6 protein-coding genes are annotated in these 8,794 nt (G+C 59.0%); all 6 read right to left on the bottom strand.

Going from position 1 to position 8,794, the window contains the following annotated elements; all coding sequences use genetic code 11:
- Nucleotides 1-881 (bottom strand): retention module-containing protein (locus AC07TV_RS05370; protein ID WP_494647364.1); only part of this gene is annotated, 881 nt, incomplete at its 3' end.
- Nucleotides 882-1,132: 251 nt separating this feature from the next.
- Nucleotides 1,133-1,573 carry a response regulator transcription factor gene (locus AC07TV_RS05365; RefSeq protein WP_494647363.1) on the bottom strand — a complete coding sequence of 147 codons (441 nt, stop codon included), beginning with the start codon at nt 1,571-1,573 and terminating at the stop codon, nt 1,133-1,135.
- Nucleotides 1,574-1,746: 173 nt separating this feature from the next.
- A complete protein-coding gene (locus AC07TV_RS05360; RefSeq protein WP_494647362.1) occupies nt 1,747-3,162 on the bottom strand; it encodes an HlyD family type I secretion periplasmic adaptor subunit in 1,416 nt (471 codons plus the stop codon).
- Entirely contained in the window at nt 3,159-5,336 is a 2,178-nt protein-coding gene (locus tag AC07TV_RS05355) for a type I secretion system permease/ATPase (RefSeq protein ID WP_494647361.1), read from the bottom strand. Before AC07TV_RS05355 ends, AC07TV_RS05360 begins: the two co-directional genes overlap by 4 nt.
- A 106-nt stretch (nt 5,337-5,442) precedes the next feature.
- Nucleotides 5,443-7,509 carry a sodium-translocating pyrophosphatase gene (locus AC07TV_RS05350; protein ID WP_494647360.1) on the bottom strand — a complete coding sequence of 689 codons (2,067 nt, stop codon included), beginning with the start codon at nt 7,507-7,509 and terminating at the stop codon, nt 5,443-5,445.
- A 25-nt stretch (nt 7,510-7,534) separates the two neighbouring features.
- On the bottom strand, nt 7,535-8,794 hold the full coding sequence (locus AC07TV_RS05345; protein ID WP_494647359.1) for a 6-phosphofructokinase: 1,260 nt from the start codon (nt 8,792-8,794) through the stop codon (nt 7,535-7,537).

Below are 8,794 nucleotides of genomic sequence, written 5' to 3'. Positions count from 1 at the left end.
CCCATGTCGAAGACCGGACGGTCGTCATTGGCCGGGCCACCCGGCAGGGTGCGACCGTCGTCCACGATGGTGCCGACTTGAGTTGCGTCACCCAGAGTCCCATTGACCGGTGCACTGAGGTTCAGGCTCACCGTTTCGGGGCCTTCGAAGTGTGTGTCGTTGTTTAGCGCAACGGTCACCGTCTTGCTGCTTTCTCCGGCAGCAAAGTTGAGCACACCACTGGCCGCGGTGTAGTCGCTACCAGCTACCGCCGTACCATCCGCCGTGCTGTAGGTAACGCTGGCGGGCTGATCCAGCGCGCCGCTTCTGGTCACGGTGAAGGTGATGGTGCCGGCCGCTTCGTCAACCACGAAGTCGCTTCCCGCATTGAAAACCGATAGTTCGCCGAATGACAGGGGGGCGCCTTCGATTGCCTCCAGCGGGCGACCGCGCTCTGTTCCGAACTGGTAGGCAAGAGGATCGACTGTTTCGACGATCCGCAAAAGTTCGACAAAAGTGTGGCCTTCGTCTCCGCCTTGACCGGCAAGGCCGGCCGCCGGCGCTTCTTCTTCGAGCAGGGTATCAAGATCGCTGCCTGACTTCAGGGCCGAAGCGATCTTCTTGAAGCCGTCCTGGTTATTAACCACTGCGCTGTCGGTGGCATCAGGCTTGATCGCTGCCGCGACCTCGGCGTCGATTCTCGCCGTTTCGCCCGGGCGGACGTTGAGCTCACGGCCATCGGCAAGCGTCAGGACGACCTTGGCACCATCTGCGGCTACAACGCTCTCGCCCTCCCGTATCGCGTCTCCGAGCTTGAGGCGGCGCATATTTCCTGCGCTGTCGCGCGCGAATGCTTGACCGGAAAGAACGGAAACTTGGGCGACGACTTGGGCTTGAGCCATGGTGAAACTCCAGACACTATTAACAATACTAAAAGTGTAAGGGGATCAAGGTCAGTGCGCTATTGAACCAAAGTACAGTATGGCCACAAAATGTGAGTTATTTCACGCTCTATGGCACTTCGCCCCGGCGAATGGGTACGCAATTTGCACCTCTAGGAAATTGCAAATTTGGCAAAAATTTCCGGTTGACCGTGGCAATCGACCTGTCGGCATTTCAAGGCCCGAGCGCCAAGCTCTTGGCAGATATCTCGCTACAGATTCACGCCGTTGATGCGCAATGAAAGCTGAAGGCGGTCGCGCAAGCCAAGTTTCTCGAAAATTGCCGACAAATGCGCCTTGACCGTTCTTTCAGTAATTGAAAGCTGGTCGGCAATTTCCTTGTTGCTGGCGCCGCCGGCGACGAGCTTCGCCACCTGTGACTCGCGCTCGGAAAGGAGGCCTGACCAGGTATCGAGCTTGGCCTCGGGACGCGCCTCGAGGACCCTCGACGTGCTACCGACCAGTCTTTGCAGCAAGGACTGACCAATCCACAGCCCGCCATTTTCGACGACAAGCGCCACCTGACGCAGCACTTCCGGGGCCGCATGGGTATTGCAACAGCCCGAGGCACCCAGAGCGCAGGCTTCGGCAATGATGGCATCACCGGGCTCGTCGGCCAGGATGACAACTATCTGCGCTGGCGAAACAGTCATCGCACCCAATATCTCTGCGAGACTTTCCTGAGGCTGGCAACGGCACCAGAGAATGCCTGAGCCACCGGAAACAGACTCCCGTGCGTCTTGACGGCTCACAACCCGAGCCTGCGGAAAGGCTTCCAGCCACGATGGCAACGCCTGTGCATCGCGGTCAACAAAGCAATGAATCATCAACGCTCCGTCAACGCGACACTCTTGGCCCGCAGGACCGGCTTGAGCATATAGGCAAGAACACTCTTCTTGCCCGTCAAGATATCGACTTCGGCGATCATGCCGGGAATGATCGGCAGGTTGGCATCGCCGAAGCCGGGTTTGCTGGTGCGCACCCGCACCGTGTAGAAGGCATTTCCTTTATCATCCATCACCGTATCGGCACCGATATGTTCGAGCGTTCCATCAAGGCCGCCGTAGATTGAAAAGTCATAGGCGGTGAATTTGACAATCACCGGCTGCCCCGGCCGCAGGAAGGCAATATCCCGCGGCAATACGCGCGCTTCGAGCAACAAGGTGTCTTCGAGAGGAACGATCTCAATCATGTCCTTGCCGGGCTGGATCACCCCGCCGACAGTATTGACCAGCAGACGCTTGACCGTGCCCTTGACGGGAGAGCGAATGGACGACTGCTTGACCCGATCGGTCAGGGCAACACTTCCTTCAGCCAGGCTGTTCAGCTTGGACATGACTTCCGAAAGCTCCTTGCTGGCTTCGTTGCGGAAGGTCAGTTCGACCTCCTCGATCTTCCGTTGTGCCTCGTTGATCGATGACTGAACCCGGGAAATCTGGGCGGAAGCCATGTCACGCTCGCCGCGATACCGGGAGACATCGCGTTCCAGACGCAGCAACTCGACTTCGGAAATCGCCCCAGAGTTGATCAGCGGACGCGTTACAGCCAACTCCTTTGAAGTCAGTTCATAACCCTGTGATGCCTGGGCGCGCTTCGCTTGAGCCTCATTCAGTTCCTGCTGACGCTGACTGAGCTGCTGGCGCGCGATTGAAACCGATGCCGTCAGCTCGCTGTTCCTCGCTTCATAAAACTGACGTTCCTGCTCGACGATGGAAGGATCGGCCTTCATGACCTCCTGCGGAGGAACAAAGGGCTTGCCCTCTGAAATGGCGCGCAGGCGGGCCGCTCTGGCAACCAACCCGAGATATTGAGCCTGATTTTCCTTCACCGAAGAAACAAACCTGGTTTCATCGATTTTGATCAGCAACTGCTCGGGTTGAACAATCTCGCCTTCACGCACGAGAATTTCGGAAACCAAGCCGCCATCAATGCTTTGCAATACCTGAACCTGCCGGGAGGGAATGACCTTGCCCTCGCCGCGCGTCACTTCGTCGAGTTGAGCGACAGCCGACCACAGGACGAAAACTGCAAAAACAATCCCGATCGAACGTAACAGCACGCGCGCCCGGAGGGGTTCCTGGCGCAACATGGCCAGATCGGCATCGGAAGCAAAATCAACGACCTCTACCTCCTCCTTGTTTGGCAGGCGCCCGAGGACGCGCTCGACATACGGAGCCCCCCTTCCGGCAACGCTCTCCAGCCACGCATGGATCGCCGCCAGAATCGCTTTCAGGCGTTTCATGACGCCCTCCCGATCCGGCCACTCTGCAGCGCCTGAATGACCTGGTCGCGCGGACCGTCGGCAACGATGCGCCCGTCGTCGACGACGAGCACCCGGGTGGCAAGATCAAGCAGGCTGTTGCGATGGGTCACGATCAAAACCGTCTTGTGCGCCGCCATGACTTTCAGGCGCTCCTTGAATTGCTGCTCGGAGGAAAAGTCCATTGCGCTGGTTGGCTCGTCGAGCAACAGGATCGGCGGATCCATGAGAAAAGCCCGGGCAATCGCCACACCCTGCCGCTGACCGCCCGAAAGGGAATCACCCCGCTCGCCGATCATCATGTCAAAACCATCCGGATGACGATTGACGAACTCGGTCAAGCCGCCGGCCTCGGCAGCCGCCACAATAGTGGCATCGTCGGCGTAGGGTGCACCGATCGAAATATTCTCGCGCAAGGTGCCATAGAACAAAGTTACATCCTGGGCGACGTAACCGATATTGCGCCGAAGGTCAGCCGGGTCGAGTTGGCGAAGGTCAACACCGTCAATACTGACTGCCCCGCCCGTCGGCTGATAAAGGCCAAGCAGCAATTTCTGCAGAGTCGTCTTGCCTGACCCGATACGGCCGATGACCACGACCTTTTCGCCTTCGCTGATCCGGCAGGTCAGGCCCTTCAAGGCGGCCACCTGGCAATTCGGATAACTGAACTGGACATCGCGGAATTCGATATTGCCCTTCAATTCCGGACGATGGACAAAATTGGCATCGGCCGGTCGTTCAACCGGGTTGTGCATGATCTGCTCGAGCGAGGTCAGCGCCACCTTGGCGTTGTGATATTGCATCAGCAACCCGACCATCTGCCCCAAGGGCGCTACCGCCCGTGAAGTCAGCATCGTGCAGGCGATCAGGCCGCCCATGCTGAGCTTTCCGTCACCAATCAGATAAACGCCGGCAATGACGACCACGACATTGACGATCTGCTGGATTTCCATTGCCCCGTTGGTCGCAGCGGCAGATAGAAATCGCATCTGATTGTTTATCCCTGCCACATAGGAAACCGTCTTTTCCCACTTGGCCTGCATCAGTCCTTCGGCGCCTTGCGTCTTGATGGTTTCCAGCGCAGTGAGGCTTTCGATCAAGGTCGCGTTGCGCAAGGCTCCGGCCCGATAGGTCGTTTCCGAGAGTGCGTGCATTTTGTGTTGAAGTACGTAGGCATAGACCACCACAAAGACGATGGCCAGCAACACAGGGATGATCAGTTGCCAGGCAATCAGGGCAATCACCAGAACGAAAAGCAGGGCAAACGGCAGGTCGATGAAAGCCGTGACCGACGCCGAGGTGATGAAATCGCGCACCGACTCAAAGGAGCGCAGATTCGAGGCAAATGCGCCAACCGCCGCTGGCCTCGCCTCCATGCGCACACCGAGCACACGCTCCATGATCGAGGCGGAAAGCTTCACATCGATACGCGCCCCAGCCAGATCGATGAAGTAACCGCGCAAGGAGCGCAGAACCATGTCGACACCGATGATCAGGACAATCCCCAGCGCCAGCACCCAGAGGGTTTCCATCGCCCGGTTGGGGAGGACGCGATCATAGACATTCATCGTGAACAGCGGCATGGCCAGAGCCATCACATTGATCAGCAAGGCTGCGCCAAGGACGTCGCGATAGATCGGCATCTGCTCGGCCAATGCGCCCCAGAACCAGTGGCGAAGCTTGACATCGCCAACCTGCGGAGTGCGACTGTCAAAGCGGAAATGTGGCCGGGCAAAAATGGCAATTCCCGTGTAGCGACGAGCCAAATCCCCGTGCGCCATCTGATGGGAGCCTTGGCCCGTTTCCGGAAAGAGCAAGCGGGCTGTTTGGCCGGACTCGTCCCAGCCGAGCAAAACACAGGCCTCATCGCCTTCCAGCAAGAGGACGGCGGGCAGGAGCACATCATTGATACGTTCGAGAGAGCGCTTGACCACTTTTGCGGATAGTCCGGAGCGACTTGCAGCCCGCCCGAACAACGACGGCGTCAGCGAGCCTTTCTCCAGGGGCAGTCCGGCAACCAGCGCCGCCCGCGTGCTCGGGCGCCCGTAAATGCGCGTCAACTCGACCAGACAGTCGAGCAAGGGGTCATGGTGCAGGAGATCTTCCCGCACACCGGAATTGCCGACGCCGGCGGAACCGCTTGCTACTTCACTCATGCCACTCCCTGATTTCTTTTGCGGATTTTAACTTGGCTTCAAAACTGCAAATCGAAGAAATGTAAAAAAGGCGGCCGAAGCCGCCTCTTCAAAACAATACCGCAAATCAGGCAATTAGCGGAACAATCAACAGGGCAACCAGGTTGATGATCTTGATCAGCGGATTAACCGCCGGCCCGGCCGTATCCTTATAGGGATCGCCGACCGTATCACCCGTCACAGCCGCCTTGTGCGCATCCGAGCCCTTGCCGCCGAAGTGACCATCTTCAATGTACTTCTTGGCATTGTCCCAGGCGCCGCCGCCCGTCGTCATCGAAATGGCGACAAACAGACCGGTCACGATGGTACCGACCAACAGGCCACCGAGAGCAACCGGGCCAAGGATCAAACCAACCACGATAGGTACGGCAACAGGCAGGATCGACGGAATCATCATTTCCTTGATCGCCGCGACGGTCAGCATATCAACGGCCCGCGAATAGTCCGGCTTGGCCGTACCTTCCATGATTCCCGGAATTTCCTTGAACTGGCGACGTACTTCGACAACCACCGCACCGGCTGAACGGCCAACCGCTTCCATGGCCATGGCGCCGAACAGGAAGGGAATCAGGCCGCCGATGAAGAGACCGATGATGACCAGGTGATTGGAAAGGTCAAACGTGAAGACCTTGCCCGAGACCGCCTCCAGACCGTGCGTGTAGTCTGCGAAGAGCACGAGAGCAGCGAGACCGGCGGAGCCGATGGCGTACCCTTTGGTCACAGCCTTGGTCGTGTTGCCGACGGCATCCAGCGGATCGGTCACATTGCGTACTTCCTTCGGCAATTCGGCCATTTCGGCAATGCCGCCAGCGTTGTCGGTGATCGGACCGTAGGCATCAAGCGCCACGACGATACCGGCCATCGACAGCATTGACGTGGCGGCGATGGCGATACCAAACAGACCACCCATCGCAAAGGCAGCCCAGATGGCGACGCAGACCGAAAGCACCGGCCAGGCGGTCGCCTTCATCGAAACACCGATACCGGCGATGATGTTGGTGGCGTGGCCGGTCTGACAAGCAGCGGCAACGTGCTTGACCGGCGCGTAGTCGGTGCCGGTGTAGTACTCGGTGATCCAGACCAGCGCAGCAGTCAGCACCAGGCCGACGACGGAGCAGCCGAACATGGTCATGGTGTTGATCACACTACCGTCGGGCAGCGTAGCGCCGGCGCCGATCAGCCAGGAAGTCACCGGGTAATAAAAAACCAGGGCCAGCACGCCGGCAACAATGAGGCCGCGATAGAGCGCGGCCATGATCTTGCCGCCTTCGGTCGCCTTGACGAAATAGCAACCAACGATGGAAGCGATGATCGACACCGCGCCCAGCGCCAGCGGATAAAGCACCAGGTTTTCGCCCAAACCCGTTGCTGTCTTGATGATCAGCGCAGCCAGGACCATGGTTGCCACCACGGTCACGACGTAGGTTTCGAACAGGTCGGCAGCCATGCCGGCGCAGTCGCCAACGTTGTCACCGACGTTATCGGCGATCACCGCCGGGTTGCGCGGATCATCCTCGGGAATACCGGCTTCCACCTTGCCCACCAGGTCGGCGCCAACGTCAGCGCCCTTGGTGAAGATGCCGCCACCCAGACGGGCGAAGATCGAAATCAGCGAGGAGCCAAAAGCCAAGCCAACCAAGGGTTCGATGACATGATGCAAGTCGGCCTCAGGGGCATTCGCCGACTTGAGGAAAGCGAAGTAACCGGCGACGCCGAGTAGACCCAGCCCGACCACCAGCATGCCGGTAATCGCGCCGCCTTTGAAGGCCACATCGAGCGCAGCCGAAATGCCACTGCGCGCCGCTTCGGCCGTACGCACATTGGCGCGCACCGAAACGTTCATGCCGATAAATCCGGCGGCGCCGGAAAGCACGGCGCCAATCAGAAAACCGAAGGCTGTCAGCCAGCCCAGCTTGGGAATAAAACCAATGACCAGGAAGAGGACAATACCGACCATGGCAATGGTCTTGTACTGTCGGCTGAGGTATGCCTCCGCGCCTTCTTGAATTGCCTTGGCAATCTCTTTCATGCGCTCGTTGCCGGCTGGCAACGCGAGGATTTGCTGACTGGAAATCCAGCCGTACAACACTGCTAGAACGGCGCACCCAAGCGCCAACCACAACGGTGTAGACATACACTCCCTCCCTAGATTGATGGAACTACACGTTGAACGCCCCCAGCTTTCTAGTAATGGAAACGTTCTTCAAACGCACATAATCGGGGAGCCCCTTGCGGTACGGCGGCGGCTCCTCGCCTTCGATCAGCGGTTGCAGGTAGGCACGGCAGGCATCGGTGATGTGAAAACCATCAGCCGAGATGAATTCGGGAGGCATCTTGCGCTCGACATTGGCGATATCCTTGAGCGGCGCATCGCCGATTTCCCAGCGATACGGGGCGTCGGCGAGGCGATTGATGGTCGCCATCACGGCGTTTTTGCCCTGCAAAGCGAGGTCGACCGCAGCAACACCCAGGGCATGCGCCTGTTCGATGTCGGTTCGCGAAGCCAGATGGCGGGCCGAGCGTTGCAGGTAGTCAGCCAGCGCCCAGTGGTATTTATAGCCGAGTCGGTCCTTGATCAGCTGCGCCACGATCTGTCCGACACCGCCCAACTGGGAGTGCCCGAAGGCATCCTTGGTCCCGGATTCGGCAATCAGCTTGCCGGAAGCATCGGACAAGCCTTCGGAAACGGCGACGGTGCAATAGCCATACAGCTTGACGCACTCATCGGCGCGAGCCAGAAAGCGCTCCGGATCAAATGGGACTTCAGGGAAAAGCAGGATGTGCGGCGGCTCGCCAACATTTTCCGAAGCCAGGCCACAGGCGGCGGTAATCCAGCCGGCGTGGCGGCCCATGACTTCGAGCACAAAAATCTTGGTGGAGGTCCGCGCCATCGAGGCGACGTCGTAGCCGGCCTCACGGATCGAGGTGGCAACATACTTGGCGACCGAACCGAAGCCGGGGCAACAATCGGTCAGCGGTAGATCGTTGTCGACAGTCTTCGGGACGCCGACGCAAACCACCGGATAGCCCATCTTCTCGGCGATCTGCGACACTTTCCAGGCGGTATCCATCGAATCGTTGCCGCCGTTGTAGAAGAAATAGCCGATGTCGTGCGCCTTGAAGACATCGATCAGGCGCTCGTATTGGGCGCGATGCTCTTCGAGGCTTTTCAGTTTGTAGCGGCAGGAACCGAAGGCACCGCCCGGCGTCGAGCGCAGGCGGGCAATATCCTCGTCGGATTCGAGGCTGGTATCGATCAGGTCTTCGGTCAGCGCGCCGATGATGCCATCGCGGCCGGCGTACACTTTCCCGATCCTGTCGCTATGACGACGTGCTTCCTGAATCAGGCCGCACGCCGTTGCATTGATGACGGCGGTAACGCCCCCTGACTGTGCGTAGAAGGCGTTTTTCACCGTCAT

It is taken from the genome of Azonexus sp. GW821-FHT04F04, assembly GCF_059420025.1.
This window is presented reverse-complemented; position numbering and strand designations above follow the sequence as displayed.

Excerpts from the sequence above, each read along its gene's own strand:
- AC07TV_RS05345 (WP_494647359.1), bottom strand. The coding sequence starts at position 8,794 with ATGACGGTGAAAAACGCCTTCTACGCACAGTCAGGGGGCGTTACCGCC.
- AC07TV_RS05350 (WP_494647360.1), bottom strand. The coding sequence starts at position 7,509 with ATGTCTACACCGTTGTGGTTGGCGCTTGGGTGCGCCGTTCTAGCAGTG.
- AC07TV_RS05365 (WP_494647363.1), bottom strand. The coding sequence starts at position 1,573 with ATGACTGTTTCGCCAGCGCAGATAGTTGTCATCCTGGCCGACGAGCCC.
- AC07TV_RS05355 (WP_494647361.1), bottom strand. The coding sequence starts at position 5,336 with ATGAGTGAAGTAGCAAGCGGTTCCGCCGGCGTCGGCAATTCCGGTGTG.
- AC07TV_RS05360 (WP_494647362.1), bottom strand. The coding sequence starts at position 3,162 with ATGAAACGCCTGAAAGCGATTCTGGCGGCGATCCATGCGTGGCTGGAG.